Annotated in this window: 22 protein-coding genes; 10 read left to right on the forward strand and 12 right to left on the reverse strand. The window is 61.3% G+C overall.

Features of this window, described 5'->3' with window-relative positions:
* The first annotated feature begins 20 nt into the window (after positions 1 to 20).
* From M5G18_RS05310 to M5G18_RS05325, 4 genes are all read left to right on the forward strand, one after another.
* Positions 21 to 1,397: a glutamine synthetase family protein gene (locus M5G18_RS05310; protein WP_007957099.1), complete on the forward strand. Its 1,377-nt coding sequence runs from the start codon at positions 21 to 23 to the stop codon at positions 1,395 to 1,397.
* 255 nt (positions 1,398 to 1,652) lie between these two features.
* A complete protein-coding gene (locus M5G18_RS05315; protein ID WP_064595397.1) occupies positions 1,653 to 3,143 on the forward strand; it encodes an aldehyde dehydrogenase in 1,491 nt (496 codons plus the stop codon).
* Between the two features lie 52 nt (positions 3,144 to 3,195).
* The gene (locus M5G18_RS05320; RefSeq protein ID WP_273897182.1) at positions 3,196 to 4,479 is read left to right on the forward strand and encodes an NAD(P)/FAD-dependent oxidoreductase; all 1,284 of its coding nucleotides are present in this window, start codon (positions 3,196 to 3,198) and stop codon (positions 4,477 to 4,479) included.
* A 205-nt stretch (positions 4,480 to 4,684) separates the two neighbouring features.
* Positions 4,685 to 5,233: a cupin domain-containing protein gene (locus M5G18_RS05325; RefSeq protein ID WP_011333561.1), complete on the forward strand. Its 549-nt coding sequence runs from the start codon at positions 4,685 to 4,687 to the stop codon at positions 5,231 to 5,233.
* 142 nt (positions 5,234 to 5,375) lie between these two features.
* Here the strand turns inward: M5G18_RS05325 and M5G18_RS05330 are convergent, their stop codons facing one another.
* On the reverse strand, positions 5,376 to 6,260 hold the full coding sequence (locus M5G18_RS05330) for a DUF4238 domain-containing protein (RefSeq protein ID WP_273897183.1): 885 nt from the start codon (positions 6,258 to 6,260) through the stop codon (positions 5,376 to 5,378).
* A gap of 66 nt (positions 6,261 to 6,326) precedes the next feature.
* Positions 6,327 to 6,752 (reverse strand): hypothetical protein, encoded by a 426-nt coding sequence (locus M5G18_RS05335; RefSeq protein ID WP_273897184.1) that lies wholly within the window; start codon positions 6,750 to 6,752, stop codon positions 6,327 to 6,329.
* A 301-nt stretch (positions 6,753 to 7,053) separates the two neighbouring features.
* Here M5G18_RS05335 and M5G18_RS05340 point away from each other — a divergent pair, with 301 nt between their 5' ends.
* The 4 genes from M5G18_RS05340 (at position 7,054) to M5G18_RS05355 (ending at position 9,459) form a co-directional block, all read left to right on the forward strand.
* Positions 7,054 to 7,443 carry a hypothetical protein gene (locus M5G18_RS05340; protein WP_273897185.1) on the forward strand — a complete coding sequence of 130 codons (390 nt, stop codon included), beginning with the start codon at positions 7,054 to 7,056 and terminating at the stop codon, positions 7,441 to 7,443.
* A gap of 15 nt (positions 7,444 to 7,458) precedes the next feature.
* Positions 7,459 to 7,881: an HD domain-containing protein gene (locus tag M5G18_RS05345; protein WP_064382327.1), complete on the forward strand. Its 423-nt coding sequence runs from the start codon at positions 7,459 to 7,461 to the stop codon at positions 7,879 to 7,881.
* Between the two features lie 39 nt (positions 7,882 to 7,920).
* A complete protein-coding gene (locus tag M5G18_RS05350; protein ID WP_273897186.1) occupies positions 7,921 to 8,940 on the forward strand; it encodes an AbrB family transcriptional regulator in 1,020 nt (339 codons plus the stop codon).
* 78 nt (positions 8,941 to 9,018) lie between these two features.
* Positions 9,019 to 9,459: a YMGG-like glycine zipper-containing protein gene (locus M5G18_RS05355; RefSeq protein WP_007957067.1), complete on the forward strand. Its 441-nt coding sequence runs from the start codon at positions 9,019 to 9,021 to the stop codon at positions 9,457 to 9,459.
* Here the strand turns inward: M5G18_RS05355 and M5G18_RS05360 are convergent.
* The 3 genes from M5G18_RS05360 to M5G18_RS05370 are packed head-to-tail and all read right to left on the reverse strand — an operon-like array spanning position 9,444 to position 13,129.
* Positions 9,444 to 10,496, reverse strand: a complete 1,053-nt coding sequence (locus M5G18_RS05360; protein ID WP_273897187.1) for a DUF2955 domain-containing protein — start codon at positions 10,494 to 10,496, stop codon at positions 9,444 to 9,446. The genes M5G18_RS05355 and M5G18_RS05360 overlap by 16 nt on opposite strands.
* Positions 10,486 to 11,583 carry an HlyD family secretion protein gene (locus tag M5G18_RS05365; RefSeq protein WP_273897188.1) on the reverse strand — a complete coding sequence of 366 codons (1,098 nt, stop codon included), beginning with the start codon at positions 11,581 to 11,583 and terminating at the stop codon, positions 10,486 to 10,488. Before M5G18_RS05365 ends, M5G18_RS05360 begins: the two co-directional genes overlap by 11 nt.
* Positions 11,576 to 13,129 (reverse strand): TolC family protein, encoded by a 1,554-nt coding sequence (locus tag M5G18_RS05370; protein WP_273897189.1) that lies wholly within the window; start codon positions 13,127 to 13,129, stop codon positions 11,576 to 11,578. The genes M5G18_RS05365 and M5G18_RS05370 overlap by 8 nt, the downstream gene beginning before the upstream one ends.
* A gap of 128 nt (positions 13,130 to 13,257) precedes the next feature.
* Between M5G18_RS05370 and M5G18_RS05375 the strand changes: the two genes are divergently transcribed.
* Positions 13,258 to 13,773 carry a transporter suffix domain-containing protein gene (locus tag M5G18_RS05375; RefSeq protein WP_273897190.1) on the forward strand — a complete coding sequence of 172 codons (516 nt, stop codon included), beginning with the start codon at positions 13,258 to 13,260 and terminating at the stop codon, positions 13,771 to 13,773.
* 273 nt (positions 13,774 to 14,046) lie between these two features.
* On the forward strand, positions 14,047 to 14,832 hold the full coding sequence (locus M5G18_RS05380) for a DeoR/GlpR family DNA-binding transcription regulator (RefSeq protein ID WP_273897191.1): 786 nt from the start codon (positions 14,047 to 14,049) through the stop codon (positions 14,830 to 14,832).
* A gap of 50 nt (positions 14,833 to 14,882) precedes the next feature.
* Here M5G18_RS05380 and M5G18_RS05385 read toward each other — a convergent pair whose 3' ends face one another.
* The 7 genes from M5G18_RS05385 to fdhD all read right to left on the reverse strand — a co-directional run bounded on the left by M5G18_RS05385 (position 14,883) and on the right by fdhD (position 21,842).
* Positions 14,883 to 16,166 carry an NAD(P)/FAD-dependent oxidoreductase gene (locus tag M5G18_RS05385; protein WP_273897192.1) on the reverse strand — a complete coding sequence of 428 codons (1,284 nt, stop codon included), beginning with the start codon at positions 16,164 to 16,166 and terminating at the stop codon, positions 14,883 to 14,885.
* 144 nt (positions 16,167 to 16,310) lie between these two features.
* The gene (locus M5G18_RS05390) at positions 16,311 to 17,675 is read right to left on the reverse strand and encodes a glutamine synthetase family protein (protein WP_273897193.1); all 1,365 of its coding nucleotides are present in this window, start codon (positions 17,673 to 17,675) and stop codon (positions 16,311 to 16,313) included.
* 425 nt (positions 17,676 to 18,100) lie between these two features.
* Entirely contained in the window at positions 18,101 to 19,444 is a 1,344-nt protein-coding gene (chrA, locus tag M5G18_RS05395; protein WP_273897194.1) for a chromate efflux transporter, read from the reverse strand.
* A 360-nt stretch (positions 19,445 to 19,804) separates the two neighbouring features.
* Complete coding sequence (gene moaE / locus M5G18_RS05400; protein ID WP_273897195.1) at positions 19,805 to 20,266, reverse strand: molybdopterin synthase catalytic subunit MoaE; 462 nt, start codon at positions 20,264 to 20,266, stop codon at positions 19,805 to 19,807.
* Positions 20,267 to 20,269: 3 nt separating this feature from the next.
* Positions 20,270 to 20,521 (reverse strand): MoaD/ThiS family protein, encoded by a 252-nt coding sequence (locus M5G18_RS05405; RefSeq protein WP_007957033.1) that lies wholly within the window; start codon positions 20,519 to 20,521, stop codon positions 20,270 to 20,272.
* Complete coding sequence (gene moaC, locus M5G18_RS05410; protein WP_273897196.1) at positions 20,518 to 21,003, reverse strand: cyclic pyranopterin monophosphate synthase MoaC; 486 nt, start codon at positions 21,001 to 21,003, stop codon at positions 20,518 to 20,520. The genes M5G18_RS05405 and moaC overlap by 4 nt, the downstream gene beginning before the upstream one ends.
* Complete coding sequence (gene fdhD, locus M5G18_RS05415; protein WP_102687386.1) at positions 21,000 to 21,842, reverse strand: formate dehydrogenase accessory sulfurtransferase FdhD; 843 nt, start codon at positions 21,840 to 21,842, stop codon at positions 21,000 to 21,002. The genes moaC and fdhD overlap by 4 nt, the downstream gene beginning before the upstream one ends.
* Positions 21,843 to 21,895 lie beyond the last annotated feature (53 nt).

Genomic DNA, 21,895 nt, shown 5'->3' on the forward strand with positions numbered 1-21,895 from the left:
AACAGCTAAATAGGTGCATCATGTCGGTCCCTCTGCGTGCCGTTCAACTCAACGAAGCAAACGCATTCCTTAAGAAACATCCTGAGGTTTTGTACGTCGACCTTCTGATTGCAGACATGAACGGTGTGGTGCGCGGCAAGCGCATCGAGCGCACCAGTCTTCATAAGGTTTACGAGAAAGGCATCAATCTGCCGGCCTCGCTCTTTGCCCTCGACATCAATGGCTCCACGGTGGAAAGCACCGGTCTGGGCCTGGACATCGGCGACTCCGACCGTATCTGCTACCCGATCCCTGGCACCCTGAGCATCGAGCCCTGGCAGAAGCGCCCGACCGCACAACTGCTGATGACCATGCACGAACTGGAAGGCGAGCCGTTCTTCGCCGACCCGCGTGAAGTGCTGGCCAACGTGGTGCGCAAGTTCGACGAAATGGGCCTGACCATCTGCGCCGCGTTCGAACTCGAGTTCTACCTGATCGACCAGGACAACGTGAACGGCCGTCCGCAATCGCCGCGTTCGCCGGTGTCGGGCAAGCGTCCGGTATCGACCCAGGTTTACCTGATCGACGACCTCGACGAGTACGTCGACTGCCTGCAAGACATCCTCGAAGGCGCGAAAGAGCAGGGCATTCCTGCCGACGCCATCGTCAAGGAAAGCGCCCCGGCGCAGTTCGAAGTCAACCTGCACCACGTGTCCGATCCGATCAAGGCGTGCGACTACGCCGTCCTGCTCAAGCGTCTGGTGAAGAACATCGCCTACGACCACGAGATGGACACCACCTTCATGGCCAAGCCGTATCCGGGCCAGGCGGGCAACGGTCTGCACGTGCACATTTCGATTCTGGATAAAGAAGGCAACAACATCTTCGCCAGCGAGGATCCCGAGCAGAACGCCGCGCTACGCCACGCGATCGGCGGTGTGCTGGAGACCCTGCCTGCGCAAATGGCCTTCCTGTGCCCGAACGTCAACTCGTACCGCCGTTTCGGCGCACAGTTCTACGTGCCGAACTCGCCGAGCTGGGGCATCGACAACCGCACCGTGGCTGTCCGTGTGCCGACCGGTTCGCCGGACGCCGTGCGCATCGAGCACCGCGTAGCCGGTGCCGACGCCAACCCGTACCTGCTGATGGCTTCCGTGCTGGCCGGTATTCACCACGGCCTGACCAACGAAATCGAACCGGGCGCCCCGGTCGAAGGCAACAGCTACGAGCAGAACGAACAGAGCCTGCCGAACAACCTGCGCGACGCCCTGCGTGAGCTGGACGACAGCGAAGTCATGGCCCGCTACATCGACCCGATGTACATCGACGTGTTCGTCGCGTGCAAGGAAAGCGAGCTGGCCGAGTTCGAAAACTCGATCTCTGACCTTGAGTACAACTGGTATCTGCATACGGTGTGAGGCCTTCAAAAGCCCCTCACCCTAACCCTCTCCCAGGGGGAGAGGGGACTGACCGAGTTGTCTCGGGATATCCGGCGACCTGACCGATCCAGTCGATTATGGATTCGGAAGAGATGTTTCAGGTCGGAGGAGCTCTCCAGCATCCCCCGGTCGGTCCCCTCTACCTCCGGGAGAGGGCTAGGGTGAGGGCAGCCATCTCAAGCCGAACACACACACACCAGACACCCCCAAATTCCCCCGCGTCGAGCCACCACCATGACAACGACCCGCAACGACTGGGAACAACGCTTCCAGTCCCTGACCCTCGAATCCCGTGCCTTCATCAACGGCGAATACCGCCCGGCCATCAGCGGCGAAACCTTCGAATGCCTGAGCCCCGTCGACGGCCGTTTTCTGGCCTCCGTCGCCAGCACCGATGAAGCCGACGCCAACCTCGCCGTCGAAGCCGCGCGCCAATCCTTCAACTCCGGCGTGTGGGCGAACAAGGCCCCGGCCGAGCGCAAGCGCATCCTGATCCGCTTCGCCGATCTGATCCTGCAACATCAGGAAGAACTGGCGCTGCTCGAAACCCTCGACATGGGCAAACCGATCAGCGACTCGATGAGCATCGACATCCCGGCGACCGCCAACGCGATCCGCTGGAGCGCCGAAGCCATCGACAAGATCTACGACGAAGTCGCCGCCACCCCGCACGATCAACTCGGTCTGGTAACCCGCGAGCCGTCCGGCGTTGTTGCTGCGATCGTGCCGTGGAACTTCCCGCTGATCATGGCCAGCTGGAAATTTGCCCCGGCATTGGCGGCGGGTAACTCGTTCATCCTCAAACCTTCGGAAAAATCCCCGCTGACCGCGATCCGTATCGCGCAACTGGCGCTGGACGCGGGCATTCCGAAAGGCGTGTTCAACGTCCTGCCAGGCTTCGGCCACACCGTTGGCAAGGCGCTGGCGTTGCACATGGACGTCGATGTTCTGGCCTTCACCGGTTCCACCGCGATTGCCAAGCAACTGATGATTTATGCCGGCCAAAGCAACATGAAACGCGTCTGGCTCGAAGCAGGGGGCAAGAGCCCGAACGTGGTGTTTGCCGACGCACCGGACTTGCGCGCGGCAGCACAAGCGGCGGCCGGCGCCATTGCGTTCAACCAGGGCGAAGTCTGCACCGCCGGCTCGCGCCTGCTGGTGGAGCGTTCGATCCGCGAGCAATTCATCCCGCTGCTGGTGGAAGCGCTGCAAGCGTGGAAACCGGGTCACGCACTGGATCCGGCGACCACCGTCGGCGCCGTGGTCGATCAGCGTCAACTGGACAACGTGCTGCGCTACATCAGCATCGGCCGGGAGCAGGGCGCCGAGCTGATCGCCGGCGGCCGACGTACTCTCGAAGAAACCGGCGGCACCTACATTGAGCCGACGATTTTCGACGGCGTGACCAACGCGATGACCATCGCCAAGGAAGAAATCTTCGGCCCGGTGCTGTCGCTGATCACCTTCGACACCGTTGAGGAAGCGCTGCACATCGCCAACGACAGCATCTTCGGCCTCGCCGCCGGGGTCTGGACCAGCAACCTGAGCAAGGCCCACACCTTCGCCCGTGGCCTGCGCGCCGGCAGCGTGTGGGTCAACCAGTACGACGGCGGCGACATGACCGCGCCGTTCGGTGGCTTCAAACAGTCGGGCAACGGTCGCGACAAATCGCTGCACGCGTTCGACAAGTACACCGAGCTGAAAGCGACCTGGATCAAGCTCTGACTCTTTTACAGCGGTGGTCGCCTGCAACCGGCGACCCTCGGAGAATAAAAAAATGAAACAACAACACGTGAACAGCTACTACGCCGCCACCCGCAACGAAGTGATCGATTTCCCGATCCTCGAAGAATCGGTGGAGTGCGATGTCTGCATCATCGGCGCCGGCTACACCGGCCTGTCCTCGGCGCTGTTCCTGAGCGAAGCCGGCTACAAGGTGACGGTGCTGGAAGCGGCGAAAGTCGGCTACGGCGCCAGCGGTCGCAATGGCGGCCAACTGGTCAACTCCTACAGCCGCGACGTCGACGTGATCGAAGAGCGCTACGGCGACAAGACCGCCGAAATCCTCGGCAGCATGATCTTCGAAGGCGCCGACATCATCCGTTCGCGCATCAAGGAATACGACATCAAGTGCGACTACCGCCCGGGCGGAATTTTCGCGGCGATGAACAAGAAACAATTGAACGGCCTGGCCGAACAAAAACGTAGCTGGGAACGTTACGGAAATAAAAACCTGAAGATGCTCGACGCTGCGGACATCCGCCGCGAAGTCGGTTCCGACGCCTACGTCGGTGGTCTGCTGGACATGCAGGGCGGCCACATCCACCCGCTGAACCTGGCCCTCGGTGAAGCCGCGGCCATCGTGCGTCTGGGCGGCAAGATCTACGAGCAATCCGCTGCCGTGGAAATCAAGTACGGCGAGCCCAACGTCGTGTGCACCGCCAAAGGCCAGGTCCGCGCCAAGTACCTGCTGATCGCCGGCAACGCCTACCTGCCGCAAGGCCTCGACAACCGCGTGACCGCCAAGAGCATGCCGTGCGGCTCGCAGATCTGCGTCACCGAACCGTTGACCGAAAAGCAGGCCCGCAGCCTGATCACCAACAACTACTGCGTCGAAGACTGCAACTACCTGCTCGACTACTACCGCCTCACCGCCGACAACCGTCTGCTCTACGGCGGCGGCGTGGTCTACGGCGCCCGTGAACCGGACGACATCGAAACCCTGATCCGCCCGAAGATCCTCAAGACCTTCCCGCAGCTCAAGGACGTAAAAATCGACTACCGCTGGACCGGCAATTTCCTGCTGACCATGTCACGCATGCCGCAATTCGGCCGCATCGAGAAAAACGCCTACTACATGCAGGGCTACAGCGGCCACGGCGTCACCTGCTCGCACCTGGCTGGCAAACTGATCTCGGAAATGATCCGTGGCGACGCCGAACGCTTCGACGCCTTCGCCTCCTTGCCGCACATGCCAATGCTCGGCGGCCGGACCTTCTCCGCGCCACTGACCGCCCTCGGCGCCGTGTACTACTCGTTGCGCGACCGTTTCGGCATCTGATTAACCTCGCCGGCGGCGCCCCCAAAAAGGGCGTCGCCGGCTTTTTCATGTGCCGTCCATCGAACCTGCTGAGCAACACCGACAAACGTGATTTAATAGCCGCCTTTCACGGTTCCGGGACACGGGAGCAACGTGATCCGCGCGACCTGCGCGGCACCCGCCACCCACCCCCATTACCCTTAAGTCGTTCTCACATAAGGCTGTCATGGATACGGGTTCTCGACTCAAACTAGTACGCGAAAGCTACAAACTCTCCCAGCGCGAGCTGGCCCGGCGTAGCGGCGTGACCAATGCCACCATCTCCCTGATCGAACAGAATCGTGTCAGTCCTTCCGTCAGCTCACTGAAAAAGCTGCTCGAAGGCATCCCGATGTCCCTGGCCGACTTCTTCACCTTCGACCAGCCACCTCGCGAACACCAATACGTCTTCCGCGCCAACGAACAACCCGACCTCGGCCGCCACGGCCTGCGCCTGCTCCTGATCGGCGCCTCTGTCCCCAGCCGCCAGATGCGCTTGCTGCGCGAGCAATACGCACCGGGCGCGAGTTCGGGGGAAGAGCCGATTGTTCACGCGGAAGGTGAGGAGTGTGGGTTGGTGACCCGTGGCACCGTGGAGTTGACGGTGGATGGGCAGGTGAGCGTGTTGAGTGCGGGGGATGGGTATTACTTCCCGACGACGCTGCCGCACAAGTTCCGGAATATTGGAGCGGATGAGGCGGAGATTATTAGTGCGAATACGCCGGCGAATTTTTGATACGGGTGAGTGGCCAAGTTCTGTTGAGAGACTGACACTTGAGCCAGGAATGGCCGCTTGGGTGTCAGCTGTTGTTTTTGCGAGAGCTAGCAAGGACTGCTTGGTTTGCTGCCAGACATCCCGCGCAGATCCGGGTATGTCCCTACGAATTTAGTTCAGATTCGATCACGCAGTCTGCAATCAATAGTTTTTCTTCGGTTGATGTGCTTAGTTGGACATGTTGTGCCAAACGTTCCTTGCTGGGAGACAGGACATAGTTCAGAGCTTTGTCGAAAATTATTCTGTTCAGTTTTTTGAGATCTATCCGTTTGGCTCTGCGTTTTGTCGAGATAACAAACAGGTTTTTCGAAATGGGAAACAGAAACTCTTCGAACTTGAACAGTAGCGCCTCAGTGTCATATGAGACAGGTCTGTCCGAGGTGAAAATCGTTTTGTTTTCGTCCTTGATATAACAAAATTGAATTTCACCAAGTGTGACGCTGTGATCGAAAGCCAGGATGGGCAACAGCAAGTGTTGCGCAACTTTCAGTGGTTGTGCTTTTCTGGACTTTTTTTGAATGGTTTTTATAAAGCGTCTGTCTTGTTTTAGCAGTTTTTGAGTTTCTGGATTGGCGTTGTCGTACAAGTGTAACAGTCTTGCCGACAAGATCTTCGCTGCGGGTGTCTGACAGGGTGTTCTCCAGAACTGAAAGGCAACGATGAACTTCAGTACATTAAGAAAGTTCTCGTTGTCTTTAAGTTCGTTAATAAGCTCGGGTTTTCCTACGTTTTCCTGAATAAAATTAAGATACTTGGCAAACTGATCCTCGATCTGCGAATAGAACCGCTCAATCATTACGGTGGTATTTCGACGAATCGATACGGTGTGCAGGTCTTTTTCATACAATATGGAGCTTGGATATTTTTCTTTGAAATCATTGTATTTTTTGAAATATCGCCAGGTTTTCCCGTTTTCCTGACAGAAACCTTTCTGGTACAGCTCCGGAACGTAATGGTGGTTTTTTGGTGGGTTTTGTTTAGTTTGCATAGTGATTGATTTTTTAATTTTTTGCTTGGTGGAAAGTTGAAGGCGGGGCGTTCCGGGGGGCATTGGCTAGGCTGTGGACTTTGAATTCATTTTTTTGAAGCGCCTGCAGGCAGCGCATAATGTTCGTACAATTTCCTTTCCTTCTTTTGCAAGTGTCATGGCGTCATCGTCGATCTCAAAAATTGTTCTGGATTCATCTGCCATGGCGTGCATCAGGCTGTTTCGTTTGTTTTTCCATTGTTCAACGTCGATCAGCATGTTCCCGAAAAACGCTTTCCGCATATTCAAGTTACTGGCTGTTCGAGTGTTGATCTCCTTGAGTTTTGGTCCCATCATTCTTATTTTTTCGTGCCCCCCACCTGACTCCTTGAGAATCGATGTCAATCGGTCTTCAAGTATTGAATAAGCAATCCAGCATGCTTCCAGATAGAACTCTTCCTCTACGGCTGATTCCATTCTGGATATTAATTCACCATATTTATAAGATTTCATCTGATTGTCCTGGTACTGGTTGGTCAAGGAGGCGTTCTGTTGAAAGTACAGCGCGTCAGCGAAATGCCGATTTGTATGAGTTGCGCAGGGTTGGGGGCTTCTTGAGCTCTTGCGTAGATGTCAGAGTGCCAGTAAGTTTTTGTCAGGGGAAGGGGGCGAGACCAAAGTCGAAGAGAGCAAAGGAGTGCCTGTTGCTGAACCGTCCTTTTTAGGAGGTTCACTGCCAAAGGTTCCCCCCATCAGCACCACGTCGTAGACTGCGAAACAAGTTGTAATGCCTCTCCCACGGACGGACCCGCGCATGATTCAGATCGGCAGCCGCAACAACGCCCCCACGCCGCAGCACCAAACCCAAGACATCTACATCTTCAGCATCGACCTGTCGCGCCCGGCAACCCCATTCTGCTTTGAGCAATCGATTGGCGGCGGGCATGTCGCGCAGGGTGGTGCGCGGTGGTTGGCGCTGGATGAGCTGGATGGCTGGCCCGGCGAGTGGCGTGAGCATTTGAAGAAGGCCGGATGCGCCTGGGTGGCCGAGTTGATGGACGCGCATTCGGGGGAGAGCCAGGCTGATCTGGTCTCGCTGATCCTTCAGCGCTACGCCGAGCCGGCGCAGCCACACGGGCGTTTGCTGGCGATTGGGCGCTGGTTCAAGCGCCACTTCTATATTGGCGGCCGGTACGGCGTCTGACCTGAGGAAATCCCCATGACCCAGACTCTGGAACGCGCCATCGCGATTGCCGCCACGGCCCACGCGGGGCAGGTGGACAAGGGCGGTGCGCCGTACATCTTGCATCCGCTGAAGGTCATGTTGCGCATGAGCAGCCTGGAAGAACGCATCGTCGCGGTGCTGCACGATGTGGTCGAGGATTGCGGCATCAGCCTGGAGGATTTGCGCAAGGAAGGTTTCAGCGAAGCCGTTTTGTCCGCCATCGAATCGGTGACCAAAGTGCCGGGCGAATCCTACGAGGACTTCGTCGAGCGCGCGGCGCAGAACCCGATCGGGCGGGTGGTGAAGCTGGCCGATCTGGAAGAGAACAGCGACCTGTCGCGGATTGCCTCGCCGAGTTGGGAGGATCTGGAGCGGATCGAAAAATATCGGCGGGCGATTGGACGGTTGCGCGCCTGATTTAACTGAAAAGCACCTTGAATAGCCAGGAAGGCGACCATGAAATCCATTCTGTGTTTGTTGATTGCTGCCGGATTCGGCGCGCTGTTGCAGTTCGAAGGCGTGCCCCACGGTTTGCTGTTGGGCTCGATTCTTGTGACGGCACTGGTCGTCACCAAATTCAAATTCGCGCCAGCGACGCCCTATGGCCTTGGCTACATCCAGGTCACGCTGGGCATTGCCACCGGGTTGATGTTTGAAGCCTGGGACAGCGCGACGGTCTCGACGATGTTGCCGAGCCTCGGCGTATTGCTGCTGTGCCTGGCAGTGCAAGTGGCGCTGGCCGCGTGGTGGCTGTCGCGCGGGGCGGGGTGGAATCGCACGGATGCCTTGCTGGCCGTGTATCCCGGGGCGTTGGCAGCGGTGTTCGATTTGCTGGAGTCGCATCAGGCGTCGAGCAAGGTGATCATCGTGCACTTGATGCGGTTGCTGCTGATCACGGTGCTGGTGAGTTTGCTGATTCCGGGAACGGCACCGGTTGCGGCGGCCGAGGTCGAGCCGCTGTCGACGGGCATGGCGCTGACCGTGCTGTCGGTGATCGGTTTGAGCGTGGTGCTCGGGCGATTGCTGCTGGCCGTTGGCGTGCCCGCGCCGTTCATGTTGACGGCAATCATCATCACCGCCGTGTTCGTGAAATCGGGATGGCTGCAGGGTTTTCACATGCCGGACTGGAGTTTGAATCTGGCGGCGCTGATTCTCGGTGTGCGAATCGGCTCACGATTCCAGGGATTGGGCCTCGCGGAACTGGGACGTCATGGCCGCACGGCATTGGTGTCGGTGGGTTTGATGATTCTGGTCGCGGCGGTTTTTGCATTGGCGGCGGCACGGTTGCTGGGCAGCGATGCGTTGTCGCTGTGGCTCGCCTACATGCCTGGGGCCATCGAAACCATCGCGATTGTGGCGTTCGCCGGCGGGCTGAATGTGGTGTTTATCCTCACTCACCATCTGGCACGAATGGTGGTGCTGCACTTCGCGCCGGCGTTGCTGGTGCAGGTTCGGCGGGTGCGGGAGGACGCTTGAACACAGGCATTGCGCCCCGTGAACTACACTCCCTGATTACCCCGCCCCACAGGCAACCCCGCCGCGTCGGAGGTCATCATGTTCCGTCATTCACTGTTCATCGCAGCGTGCCTGTGCGCCACACAGGCCAGCGCTGAATCCGTCGTCCCGCTCAAGGGCCAGACTTCCCAGCAAACCCAGATCGACATCAACGACTGCCATTCCATCGCGTCCACCTCAACCACGTCGACACCCCAGGCCGGCGGTCGGTTGAAGGGCGCCGCAGTGGGTGCCGCTGCCGGTGCCACCGCCGCTGAAGTACGCGGTCGTCAGCACGACGAGTTTTACGAAGCCGTGGACGATGATCGCAAGCAGGATTACCGCCAGAACCGAGCCAAAGAGACGGCTGCGGCCGGTGCGGTGGTTGGCGGGGCGCGGCAGCGGCAGGATCGGCGCGAGCAGCGGCGGACCGATGCTTCAGCCAGTTCAAGCGCCTACACAGGATGCCTGCAAGGGCGGGGTTATCAGGTCACGCCCTGACGGCTTTCCCGGTGCGCGACGAGCAGATGCATCATCACGCCGCTGTAGAGCGTCACCAGAATGAACAGCCCCATCCGCACCGCAAACGCGGTGTAAACGTCCTTGCCCGCCGCGCTGTCCTCAACGGATTGGCCAAGCAGGATGATCATGGTGATCAGGGTGTTGAGCCAGAACCCCGGCGTCAGTTGCGTCGGGTGCAGTCGATAGAGTTTGCGCGCCACCAACAGCCCGAACAGCAGCATCCACAGGAAGAACATCCACAGGTGCACGAACAGGCTCAACGCGCACCAGAACAACACCGCCAGCAGCCCGCCCAATAAGGTCGAGCCGAGCAATTCGCGCCCGGCGTGATGGGTGCGGGTGGTGGTGCTTTGCTGGCCGAGGCTGACGGCTTTGAGGATGATCGGCAGGTAGCTGGCCGGGTCGATCAGCACCAGCAGGAAGGTCGGTAGCACGATCAGCGTTGCGCGCATCGCCACGCGGGGCACGTCTTCGGCGGGCAGGGCGGGAGCGGGCAGGGCGGGAGCGGGTTGTGGCGCGGGGCTGTTGGCCGGTTCCGGAAACAGGACGTGGCTCAGGCCGACGATGACGACGGCCAGCAACAGGCCTTTGACCAGCGCGCCGATCACCGCCATCGCCAGCTCGAATGAGGCAAAACCGGCGGCGGAGATCATGGTCATGCCGATCACCAGAAACGTCATGATCAGCACGTTGCCGCCGCGCAAGCCGTAGGTGAATACCAGAAACAGCCCAACACCGATCAGCAGCACGCCGCACACCGGGTAATACCGCAGCAACGGCACCAGCAACAGCCCGAGACTGGTTGTGAATGCGGCGACCAACGTCAGCACCAGCGCCATTTTCACCGGCAACGGTCGAGGCATGCTGGCCAGCAGCAACACCGCGAGCACCGGCGACAAAAACGACAGCGGCAAGGCGAGGCCGTAACTGGCAGCAGTGCACAACGCAGTGCCGCAGGCCAGGCGCAAGGCCCGTTGCGCCGGGACGCTGCGCCCAATAGGCCGCTCAGTAGGCATAGCTCAGCCAGCTCATCAGCCAGACAAACACCCGCCCCAGCGGATTGAGCAGATTGCCTTCGCTGGGAAACGCCATGACTTCCGCCTGCCCGCCTGCGCGAATCGAACGACTCTCGAACAGGCGCTTTTTCGCCTCCTCGCTGAACTCGATGATCACCGGAAAACGCTGCGCCGGACGCAGCCAGTCGCGGCTGTTCTGGATCGTCGGCAGTGTGCCGGGCGGAGGTGTCTGGCCGACACTGACGCCATAACCGACGCTGCGCACCCGGCCGTCGAGCACTTCGCCGGGCAGGGCGTCGAGGATGATCGAAACCGGTGTGCCGGGCTTGATCCGGCCGAGGTTGTTTTCGGTGAGGTCGGCGCTGACCCACACGTCCTGGATCGTGATCAGCGTCATCACCGGACTGCCGGCAGCGGCGAACTGGCCGACATCGGTACGCAGGTCGGTGATCAGGCCCGCCGAACGCGCGCCGATGCGGGTGTTGGCCAGATCCAGTTCGGCCTTCGCCAGTGTGGCGGCGGCGCTGAGCAGTTTGGCGTTGGTGTCGGTGTTGCCGCCTTCCTGCTCCTGCGCGCGCAGCACTTCGGCCTTGGCGGCGGAGACCTTGCTGACCGCCGCTTCGTGGTTGGCCCGGGAGACTTCCAGAAGCCGCACGGACACCGTGCCCGGATCTTCTTTATACAAGCCTTCCAGCCGTCGATTGTCCTGGCGCGCCTTGAGTTCGTTGGCTTGGGCCGCACGTAATGACGCCTGGGCCGAAGCGATGCCGGCGGTGCTGGCGCCGACCGTGCGCCGGGTGTTTTCCAGATCGGCGCGGGCCCGGTCGACGGCGATCTGCAGCGGCTGCGGATCGAGCTCGAAGAGGATGTCGCCGGCCTGCACGTCCTGATTGTTGCGCACGTTGACCTTTATCACCCGGCCCGCGACTTCCGCCGCCACCGGGATCACGAACGCGCCGACCCGCGCCTGCTGGGTGTAGGGCGTAAAACGGTCGGCCAGCAGATACCAGACCAGGCTCAGCACAATCACCAACAGCACCCAGCGGATGCCTTTTTTCGCCGGATCCGGCGGCGCTTCATCACTCATGGCGGTCTACCTGCGAGGGAATCGGATAGGTCGGTTGGGGCGGCGGGGCGGTCATCAGATCGCCCCAATCGGTGCGTTGCTGCATCTGCTGCCGGGTCGCTGAATCAATTTGCGGCCCGGCGCTTTGCCAGCCGCCGCCCACGGCGCGGTACAGGGCGATCAGGTTGCTCACGGCGTTGCTGCGGCTGACCAGATAGTTGTCCTGTAGCTCCAGCAACGCGCGCTGGGCGTCGAGCACCCGCTGAAAATCCGAATAGCCTTCGCGATATTGAGTGTTGGCCAGCACCAGCGAACGTCGCGCCGCACCTTCGGCCTCGCCGAGAATGCGCTCGCGTTCCAGCGCTTTGGTCAGGCCGCTGGCGGCGTCGTCGGCTTCGCGGGCGGCCTGGCGGACTTTGTCGCGATAGGCCTCGATCAGTTGCTGCAAGCGCGCGTCCTGCACGCGAATGTTGTTGTGGATGCGGCCGTAATCGAACAGGTTCCAGCGCAGGCTCGGGCCGCCGATCAGGTCGAGGCTGCGCGGGGTGGCGCCGAGGGTGTCGCTGGACCAGACGATGCTGCCGAGCAAGGTCAGCGAGGGGTACAGATCGGTTTCAGCCACGCCGACCAGCGCCGATTGCGCTGCAACGTTCAGCTCCGCCGCGCGCACATCGGGACGGCGCAGCAGCAGGTTGGCCGGGACGTCCTGCAACACGGCGCGATCCACCAGCGGAATCAGCCCCGGTTGCTCCGCCAGAAACGCCGCACCACCGGGTGGCTGGCCGACCAGCACCGCCAGCGCATTGCGGGTGCGCAGCAATTGATCTTCGAACGCCGGAATGCTGCTCAGGGTACCGAGGTATTGGGTTCTGGCCTGTTGCAGGTCGAGTTCGGCGGTCTGGCCGCTGCGAAAGAGTTTTTCAGTGATCTCGAAATTGCGTTTTTGCTGGGCGGCGTTTTCCCGGGCGACCCGTAGCCGGGCTTCGGTGGTGCGCAGGGCAAAGTAGGTGTCAGCCACTTGAGCGCGCAGCAGCACGAGGGCGTCTTCGTAGTTGGCCTGGGCGGCGAAGTAGCTGGCATCGGCGGACTCGATGGCGCGGCTGAAACGACCCCAGAAATCCAGCTCCCAGCCGACATCGAACGCGGCGCTGTGCTGCCAGAAGTGCAAGTCCTGCGGGTTGCCGCCGCCGGACTGGTGGCGGTCGATGTACAGGCTGTCGGCGCTGGCCTGTTGCAGCTGCGGGTAGCGACCGCTGTCGGCGATGCCCAGTTGCGCGCGGGCTTCGAGGACCCGCAGGCCGGCGATCTTCAGGCTGCTGTTGCGGGCTTCGGCGTCGCTGATCAAGCGGTCGAGGATCGGGTCGGCAAACACCTGCCACCATTGGCGCAGGTCCGGCAGCGTGCCGCGTTCGCTGGCCTGTTCCAGCGCCGGACTTTGCCATTGCTTGCTCCAGTCCTCGGCCGGCGGCTGGAAATCCGGGCCCAGCCGCAGGCAGCCGCCAAGGCTCAGCACACCGAGCAGCAGCAGGTGGCCGGGACGGGTCAACAGGACTGGCGTTGCGGGCATACCGGACGGCCCCAGCGGGAAATGTCACTGGAGCATAGACCGCAGATTGCGGGTTGATCGAAGCAATCAGCTGCTACGCTTTTTCAGGCGAACTCCCCTGAACCGCCCCGACGAAAAGGTAGGAAGCCATGGACACTGCTCAAGAACCACTTGCCCCCACCAGCGCCAGCTGGCGTTTCAAGGTCGGCGTGGCAATCATCTGCCTGATGCTCGGTTCGTGGCTGATGGTGCCGATTGCCGCCGCCCTCGACGTGCCGGGCTCGAAAGTCGCGGCGCTGACCGGGGTGTTGTTCATCAGCAATAAAGTGCTGTTGCTGCTGGTGATCGCGGTGATGGGCAAGGCCGGGTTCGCCGAACTCAAACGCACGATCGGCCACTATATTTCCGGCGTGATTCCGACCCCGGTGGCCGAAGTCAGCCCGATGCGCCACAAGATCGGCGTGGTGATGTTCTGCCTGCCGCTGCTGTCGTCCTTCCTGGAGCCGTATTTCGACAACTTCTTCCCGGGCGTACGGCCCAACCTCTGGCAGATGCAGGCGCTGGGCGACTTGATGTTCATCGGCAGCTTTTTCGTGCTGGGCGGCAATTTCTGGGACAAGGTGCATGCGCTGTTCGTGCGCAAGGCGCGGGTGGTGACGGAATAAAGGTGCGTTTTTCAGCAACGGCCTTCGATCAGGCATGCCCGAGCGCAATGGCAAACGATACGACGACCATGCAGGCGAAAGCGAAATTGAGGTTCATGGGGTGTTCATCCTGGTCCTTTTGAAAGTGGGGCCATTCTGCCGGGGGCGGGTCAAAAGAAAAAATTCGGCTTCGTGATTCCAATGATCGAAGCCATTGATACCGGCGTTGTGTTTGCAGGTTTGCTTGGCTAAGCTCGGGCAAACCTGCAATTAAAAGCACAAACAGGCAAAACCATGCACGATCATTCCGCTTCCGAGCTTCCTTCCCTGCGCCGGCAGAAAATCCTTCTGATCCTCGAACGTGACGGCAAGGTCATGGCGTCCGAGTTGAGCCAGCATTTTGCGGTGTCCGAAGACACCATCCGCCGGGATCTCGCCGAGCTGGACAACGCCGGGCTGGTGCAGCGGGTGCACGGCGGCGCACTGCCGAGGCCCAAGGACACCGGCAAAGATTACTTCACCCGGCTGGACGAGATCGACGAAGTGAAGATTCGTCTGGCGCAATTGGCAGCGCAGCAGGTGCGGAACGGGCAGACGGTGATGTTCGATTCCGGTTCCACTTCGTTACAGGTGGCGCGCTCGTTGCCCAGGGATATCAGCCTCACGGCGGTCACGGCGTCACCGATGACGGCAATTGCGTTGTCCGAATATCCGGGCATCAAGGTGATTCTGGCGGGCGGGCAGTTGAATCCGAAAACCATGTCCTCGGGTGGTCATGAGGCGCTGCGGCTGCTGTCGGGGATCAAGGCTGATCTGGCGATCACCGGGGTCTGCGCGATTCATCCGGAGGTGGGCATCACCTCGCTGCATTTCGATGAGGTGCCGGTCAAACAGGCGCTGCTCGACTGTGCGGCGCGGGTGATTGCCGTGACCACGGCGGACAAGCTCGGCGCGGTGGAACCTTTTGTGGTGGCGCCGTGCGAGCGCTTGCACACGCTGATCACCGAGCGGCATGTGGCGTCGGGGAGTGTCGAGGATTATCGGCGGTTGGGGATTGAGGTGGAGCAGTTGCCTGACTGAGGTTTTGCGGCAAAAAAAGGGCCCCATCACTGGAGATGGGGCCTGTTCGATCAGCGCAGTTTTTCGAGCATCTGGTAGTACCACATGCCCGCCGCCAGCATCGGATTCCCCAGCAGATCGCCCATCGGCACGCGAATGTGCGAGCACGCGGCAAACGTGTCGAACTGCTGCATCTGCCCGGTGATCGCCCGGCTCATGATTTCACCCATGATGTGGGTCGTGGCGATGCCGTGGCCCGAGTAGCCCTGGCAATACCAGACGTTGTCCGAGAGCTTGCCCAGTTGCGGGATGCGGTTGATGACGATGCCCATCGCGCAGCTCCACTGGTAATCGATCTTCACCCCTTTGAGCGCCGGGAAAGTCTGTTCGATGCACGGGCGCAATTCGCCGGCGATGTCCCGTGAATCCTTGCCGCTGTAGTTGGCGCCGCCGCCGAACAGCAGGCGGCCGTCGGCGGTGAGGCGGTAGTAATCGAGGACGAAGCGGCAGTCGTAAACGGCGAGGTCCTCAGGGTTGATCTGCTTTGCCAGATCGCCCAATGGTTCGGTGGTGACGATGCCACCCATGGCCGGGAAGATCTTGCCCTTGAGCTGGCCCGGTTCGAGCTTGTGGTAGACGTCGCCAGCCAGCAGCACCTGATTGGCGTCGACCCGGCCGTGGGCGGTGCGCACGCCCGGGTTGTCGCCATGAATGATCTCCAGCACTTCGCTGTTTTCGAAGATCAGCGCGCCGAGGCTTTCCGCCGCCCGCGCTTCGCCGATGCACAGGTTGAGTGGGTGCAAATGCATGTTGCGGGTGTTCTTGACTGCGCCGTGATACAGCTCGCTTTGCAGCAGGTCGCGCACCTGGCTGCGGTCGAGCAGGCTGACCTCATCACCCATGCCGCGACGCACGGCTTCGTCGTAGTCGCTGCGCAACCCGGCCATGTGGCTCGGTTTGTACGCGGCGTGCAAGTGGCCGTGCTTGAGGTCGCAGTCGATCGCGTATTTCTCGACCCGCTGCTTGATGATTTCGTGGCCGCGCCAGCGCAGGTGCCAGATGAAATCATCGACCTCATCGCCCAATGTATTGCGCATCTGTTTGCGCATCGCGCCGTCGCCGGACAGGCTGCCGGTGACCTGACCGCCATTGCGCCCGGTGGCGCCCCAGCCGATCTTGTGGCTTTCGACGATGGCGACTTTCAGGCCTTTTTCGGCCAGTTCCACGGCGGTGGCGACGCCGGTGAAACCGCCGCCGATGATCACCACATCGACCTTGTGCCGGCCTTGCAGGGTCGGGTAATCGGTGTCGCGGTTGAGGGTTGCGGTGTAGTAGGAATTGCTGCGTTCAGTCATTTCAGTGTCCAGATTCGGGAGTCGGTGCACGAACCCTGTGGGAGCGGGCTTGCTCGCGAAAGCGATGGGTCACTCACCTGAAGTGTTGAATGTGACGACGCCTTCGCGGGCAAGCTCGCTCCCACAAGGGGGCGGAGTGATTAATCAGGCTTCTGTGAGGTACCAGCGCCAGTCCTGCTCACCCACTTCGGCCATGAACTGCCGGTATTCCGCACGTTTCACCGCCAGATACACCCCGAGAAATTCCTGCCCCAGCGCATCCCGCGCCCACACCGAGTTTTCCAACGCGGTCAGCGAAGTCAGCCAGTCAGTCGGCAGCAATTCTTTCGCCTGCGCATAACCGTTGCCTTCCACCGGCTCGCCCGGATCAATCTCTTCTTTTATCCCGCGATGAATACCGGCAAGGATCGCCGCCGCTGCCAGATACGGGTTGGCATCGGCGCCGCAGATGCGGTGTTCGATGTGCCGGGTGTTGGCCGGGCCGCCCGGCACGCGCAGGCTGACGGTGCGGTTGTCAACGCCCCAGGTCGGCGCCAGCGGCGCGTAGCTGTTGGCCTGGAAACGACGGTAGGAGTTGGCGTTGGGGCAGAACAGCAGCAGCGAATCGAGCAACGAGGCGAGCATCCCGCCAATCGCCGTGCGCAGCAGCGGGGTACCGGCCGGATCTTCGGAGGCAAACAGATTGCGTCCCTCGGCATCGGCGAGGCTGACGTGCATGTGCATGCCGGTGCCGGCCAGATGATCGAACGGCTTGGCCATGAAGGTCGCCTGCATGCCGTGCTTGTGCGCTACGGCTTTGACCAGCCGTTTGTAGCGCACGGCCTGGTCCATCGCCTCCAGCGCATCGCCGTGTTCGAGGGTGATTTCCACCTGGCCCGGCGCGTATTCCGAGATCGCCGTGCGTGCCGGAATGCCGTGCAGTTTGCAGGCGCTATAAAGATCGGCGAGGAACGGTTCGATCTGCTCCAGCTCACGCAAACCGTAGACCTGCGTGTGCCTCGGTCGACCACCGTCGGCATCCAGCGCCGGTTGCGGGCGACCGTTGTGATCGCGTTTGGCATCGAGCAGATAGAACTCCAGTTCGCAGGCCATCACCGGGTGGTAACCCTCGGTTTTCAAGCGGTCGATCACCTTGATCAACAGATGACGCGGATCGGCGATGCTCGCCGGCATGCCTTGTTCCGGGTGCATGCTGACCTGCACCGCTGCGGTCGGAATCTGCCGCCACGGCAGGCGCACCAGACTGCCTTCCAGCGGATAGGCGCGGCAGTCGATATCGCCGACGTCCCAGACCAGACCGGAGTTCTCCACGTCCTCGCCATGCACGGTCAGGCCGAGGATGGTGCTCGGCAGCGGGCGTCCGCTTTCGTACACGGCGAGCAGTTCTTCGCGGTGCAACAGCTTGCCGCGCGGCACGCCGTTGGCGTCGAGGATGAACAGCTCGATCATGTCGATGTCGGGGTTCTGCTCAAGAAAGGTACGGGCGTCTTCAATGGCTGCGAATTTCATAATCAATCACTCACGATGGCGCCGCACAGGCGCGCAGATTCGGGCCGGACGCAGCTCGGCAAAAGGCGCGGGCGTCCTGGCAGGGATATCGAAAAAAGAGGGGGGAGCTGTCGCGATTTTTACCGGCGCGATCAGACGGGCAGGCAGATATCCGGCGGGCGTGCGGAGTGACGCAGCTTGGAGCGGCTCAGGGCCATGGGGAGATTGACGATGCGATTCATGCGCGGCCCCTGTGAAGGAGGGCGCACGGTGCAGAGACGTTCAACGATTCTGATTGTTGTAGTGACGTGCTCATGACGCGTGTTTCCGTTGGCGGAAAACGTCGGCGGCGGGAGAGTCCCGCCATGCCGGTGTGGCTGGATAGTAAGGGGGAATCCCCGGATAAGTAAACGCCTGATTCCGCGAGCGGTGGCGTGCCCCCCGGTTCAACGCAGCAGGTAAAACCCCAGCCCGACGAGGGCGCAAACGATCAACACCTCGATCACGCCGCGCTTGAAAAAGAACAGGGCGAGGGCGGCCACCAACGCCAGCAGGATCGAGAAAACATCGGGCTGACCGGCAAAACCGTTGGGCCAGAACACGTGGTAAGCAAAGAAACACGCCAGATTGAGGATCACCCCGACCACCGCTGCGGTGATCGCGGTCAGTGGCGCAGTGAATTTCAGTTCGTTGTGCGTCGACTCCACCAACGGCCCGCCGGCGAGGATGAACAGGAACGAGGGCAGAAAGGTGAACCAGGTCACCAGCGTTGCGGCCAGCGCGCCAGCGGCAAACGCATGTTCCGGGCCGAACGTCGGTTGCACGTAAGCGCCGACAAACCCGACAAACGCCACCACCATGATCAACGGCCCCGGCGTGGTTTCGCCCAGGGCCAGGCCGTCGATCATCTGCGTCGGCGCCAGCCAGCCGTAATGTCCGACCGCGCCTTGATACACGTAAGGCAGCACAGCGTAAGCGCCGCCGAAGGTGAGCAGCGCCGCTTTGGTGAAGAACCAGCCCATCTGCGTGAAGGTGCCGTCCCAGCCGAACAGCGCCGTCAGCAGCGCCATCGGCAGACTCCACAGCAACGCGCCGATCAGCAGCAGACGCAGCAGCCTCGGCAGGCTGAACCGTGCATGTTCGGGCGGCGGTGTGTCGTCATCGATCAGCGCCGGGCCGAAGGACTTTTCGCTGCCGCGATGACCGCCGTTGCTAAACCGATGCGGCGCCCAGCGTCCGCCGAAATAGCCGATCAATGCCGCGCCGAGCACGATCAGCGGGAACGGCACGTTGAAGGCAAAAATCGCCACGAACGCGGCCCCGGCAATTGCCCACAGCCAGTTGTTTTTCAAGGCTCGCGAACCGATGCGATGGGCCGCGTGCAGCACAATCGCGGTCACCGCCGGTTTGATCCCGTAAAACACCCCGGCTACCGCCGGCACGTCGCCGAACGCGATGTACACCCAGGACAAAGCGATCAGGATCAGCAGCGAAGGCAATACAAACAGCGCCCCGGCCAGCACGCCGCCACGGGTGCGATGCAGCAGCCAGCCGATGTAGGTCGCCAGCTGCTGGGCCTCGGGGCCGGGGAGCAACATGCAGTAGTTGAGCGCATGCAGGAAGCGCCGCTCGGAGATCCAGCGCCGGCGCTCCACCAGTTCCTGGTGCATGATCGCGATCTGTCCGGCGGGGCCGCCGAAGCCGATGCAGCCGAGTTTGAGCCAGAAGGGCCAGGCCTGGCGCAGGGGGATGGGATCTGGTTTGGGCAAGTCGTTGGGCGTAGTGCTCAAACGAGGCTCCAGGGTTGGTTTTGTCGGAGATGCTATCTAATCAGGCTTTTGTGAATTTGTGGCGTCTGCCTTGCCCTCACCCCAGCCCTCCCGAAACGTCGGACCGCCCGTAGGGAGAGGGGGCCGACCGAGGTGTCTTGCGTCATACATCGACCTGAAGAATCGAGTCGATTATGGATTTGGCACACCGCCTTCAGGCATTCGGATTCAACCTTATGAGTTCAGGCTAGGATTCAGTGCTACGCATTCAAACCGGCATCCGGATTCAGCGCTGTACGTTCAGGTCGGCGTATTTCTGAAATATCCCCCAATCGGTTCCCTCTCCCTCCGGGAGAGGGCTAGGGTGAGGGCCTTCGGTCTTCAGGCATGCGCCAGACTCCAGCGAAACGCCGCATTCTGATCACTCTCCCGCGCCTCGACCCAATGCGAACCCTCAGGCGTAGTCTCACGCTTCCAGAACGGCGCACGTGTTTTCAGCACATCCATGATGAACGCACAAGCCTCAAACGCCGCATGCCGATGCTTGCTGCTCACGCCAACAAACACGATCGGCTCGCTCACCGACAGCGCACCGACCCGATGCACAATCTCCACCGCCATCAGCGGCCAACGCTCGCGAGCCTGCTCGGCAATCTGCTCCAGAGCCTTCTCGGTCATGCCCGGATAGTGCTCCAGAAACAGCTCGTTCACCGACTGCCCGACATTCAAATCCCGCACATAACCAATGAAATTCACCACCGCGCCCACCCGTGGATTGCGCGCATGCAGGTGGGCAATCAACTGACCGGCATCGAAGCCTTTACGCTGGACTCGAACACCCATGCCTCAACCTCCCGTAACCGGCGGGAAAAACGCGATCTCGTCGAAATCCTCGATCGCCTGATCCGGCTGACACAGCTCCTGATTCACCGCGCACATCAGGTTGCCGGCGCCGAGCACTTCACGCCAGACATCGCCGCGCTGCATCAGCATCTGCCGCACGTCCTCGACACAAGCGAGGGTGTCGCTGGCCGGGATCTTTTCACCCCCCAGATTGAGCCGGTCACGGTAGCTGGCGAAGTAGTTGATCAGAATCATTGCGGGTTCTCCCATTGAAAGTGGCCCGAGCGGCCGCCCTGTTTACTGAGCAGGCGGATGTCGCCGATGACCATCGCCCGGTCCACCGCTTTGCACATGTCATAGATCGTCAAAGCGGCGACGCTGGCGGCGGTCAGGGCTTCGAGTTCGACACCGGTCTGGCCGGTGAGGCGGCAGGTGCTGGTGATCTGCACGCGGTCCGGTTCGCAGGCCTTGAGCTCGACGTGGATCGAACTGAGCAGCAGCGCATGACACAGCGGAATCAACTCGTGGGTGCGCTTGGCCGCCTGAATCCCGGCGATCCGCGCCACGGAGAACACATCGCCCTTGGGGTGGCCGTTGGACTGGATCATTTGCAGGGTTTCCGGGCGCATCTGCACCCAGGCTTGCGCAGTGGCTTCGCGGCGGGTCGCGGCTTTGTCGCTGACGTCGACCATGTTGGCGCGGCCCTGATCGTCGAGGTGGGTGAGGGTGTTGCTCATGCGGTGGGCTCCTGGATCGGGCTATAGATTCGGGGGGCGTTGCGGTGCGGGACGTGGATCAGGTTCAAGCGGTGCTTGAGCGCCCAGCGCACGGTCAGCGCGGTGGGGGCGGACAGGCTGACGAGGGTGCCGAGGCGGGCGCGCACGGCTTTGTGGATCAGTTCGAGGCTGCAACGGCTGGTGACCACGACGAAGCCCTGACGCGCATCGAGGCCTTCGAACTGCAGGGCGCCGATCAGCTTGTCGAGGGCGTTGTGGCGGCCGATGTCTTCACGGCACAGCAGCGCTTCGCCGTCGGCGTCGAAGTACAACGCCGCGTGCAGGGCACCGCTGCTGCGGGCCAGTTGCTGGGCCTGTTCGATGCGTTGGCGGATGCCGTCGAAATGCGCGGCCGGTGGCAGCGGTGTCGGGGTCAGAATTTCCAGTTGCGGCAGCGCCTGCTCAAGGGCTTCCACACCGCAGAGGCCGCAACCGCTGGTGCCTGCCATCTGCCGGCGATGATCCTTCAGGGCCCAGAACGCACGGCTGGAAATCTGCACGTCGGCCTGGCAGGCCTGGTCGAAATGGGTCAGGCGGATGTCGTGGATATCGTCGAGGCGGTCGACGATGGCGTTGCTCAGGCTGAAGCCGCGAATGAAATCCTCGATATTGCCTGGCGAGACCATCATCACGGCTTGATTCAGGCCGTTGTAGCTGATGGCCAAAGCGATTTCGGCTGCCAACGCCGCGTGGGACACCGGCGCGTCGTCGAGGTATTCGCGGTAGGCCACTTGCGCCGGTTGTGGCGCGGGGGCGTTGGCGTCGCCCGGTTCAATGAGTTGTTCAACTTGGCACAGCATCTTGAAAGTCCCCGAAGCGCTGAAGTGAGTTCAGGCTACGGGGCAGGGAAAAG

Source organism: Pseudomonas aphyarum (assembly GCF_028657055.1).
Lineage (GTDB): Bacteria > Pseudomonadota > Gammaproteobacteria > Pseudomonadales > Pseudomonadaceae > Aquipseudomonas > Aquipseudomonas aphyarum.

Coding starts and splice junctions, on each gene's coding strand:
- M5G18_RS05370 (WP_273897189.1), bottom strand. CDS start 13,129: ATGCCCGCAACGCCAGTCCTGTTGACCCGTCCCGGCCACCTGCTGCTG.
- M5G18_RS05365 (WP_273897188.1), bottom strand. CDS start 11,583: ATGAGTGATGAAGCGCCGCCGGATCCGGCGAAAAAAGGCATCCGCTGG.
- M5G18_RS05350 (WP_273897186.1), top strand. CDS start 7,921: ATGAAATCCATTCTGTGTTTGTTGATTGCTGCCGGATTCGGCGCGCTG.
- moaC (WP_273897196.1), bottom strand. CDS start 21,003: ATGAGCAACACCCTCACCCACCTCGACGATCAGGGCCGCGCCAACATG.
- M5G18_RS05335 (WP_273897184.1), bottom strand. CDS start 6,752: ATGAAATCTTATAAATATGGTGAATTAATATCCAGAATGGAATCAGCC.
- M5G18_RS05360 (WP_273897187.1), bottom strand. CDS start 10,496: ATGCCTACTGAGCGGCCTATTGGGCGCAGCGTCCCGGCGCAACGGGCC.
- M5G18_RS05375 (WP_273897190.1), top strand. CDS start 13,258: ATGGACACTGCTCAAGAACCACTTGCCCCCACCAGCGCCAGCTGGCGT.
- M5G18_RS05355 (WP_007957067.1), top strand. CDS start 9,019: ATGTTCCGTCATTCACTGTTCATCGCAGCGTGCCTGTGCGCCACACAG.
- M5G18_RS05320 (WP_273897182.1), top strand. CDS start 3,196: ATGAAACAACAACACGTGAACAGCTACTACGCCGCCACCCGCAACGAA.
- M5G18_RS05310 (WP_007957099.1), top strand. CDS start 21: ATGTCGGTCCCTCTGCGTGCCGTTCAACTCAACGAAGCAAACGCATTC.
- M5G18_RS05405 (WP_007957033.1), bottom strand. CDS start 20,521: ATGATTCTGATCAACTACTTCGCCAGCTACCGTGACCGGCTCAATCTG.
- M5G18_RS05325 (WP_011333561.1), top strand. CDS start 4,685: ATGGATACGGGTTCTCGACTCAAACTAGTACGCGAAAGCTACAAACTC.
- fdhD (WP_102687386.1), bottom strand. CDS start 21,842: ATGCTGTGCCAAGTTGAACAACTCATTGAACCGGGCGACGCCAACGCC.
- M5G18_RS05380 (WP_273897191.1), top strand. CDS start 14,047: ATGCACGATCATTCCGCTTCCGAGCTTCCTTCCCTGCGCCGGCAGAAA.
- M5G18_RS05385 (WP_273897192.1), bottom strand. CDS start 16,166: ATGACTGAACGCAGCAATTCCTACTACACCGCAACCCTCAACCGCGAC.
- M5G18_RS05345 (WP_064382327.1), top strand. CDS start 7,459: ATGACCCAGACTCTGGAACGCGCCATCGCGATTGCCGCCACGGCCCAC.
- M5G18_RS05330 (WP_273897183.1), bottom strand. CDS start 6,260: ATGCAAACTAAACAAAACCCACCAAAAAACCACCATTACGTTCCGGAG.
- M5G18_RS05390 (WP_273897193.1), bottom strand. CDS start 17,675: ATGAAATTCGCAGCCATTGAAGACGCCCGTACCTTTCTTGAGCAGAAC.
- M5G18_RS05315 (WP_064595397.1), top strand. CDS start 1,653: ATGACAACGACCCGCAACGACTGGGAACAACGCTTCCAGTCCCTGACC.
- moaE (WP_273897195.1), bottom strand. CDS start 20,266: ATGGGTGTTCGAGTCCAGCGTAAAGGCTTCGATGCCGGTCAGTTGATT.
- M5G18_RS05340 (WP_273897185.1), top strand. CDS start 7,054: ATGATTCAGATCGGCAGCCGCAACAACGCCCCCACGCCGCAGCACCAA.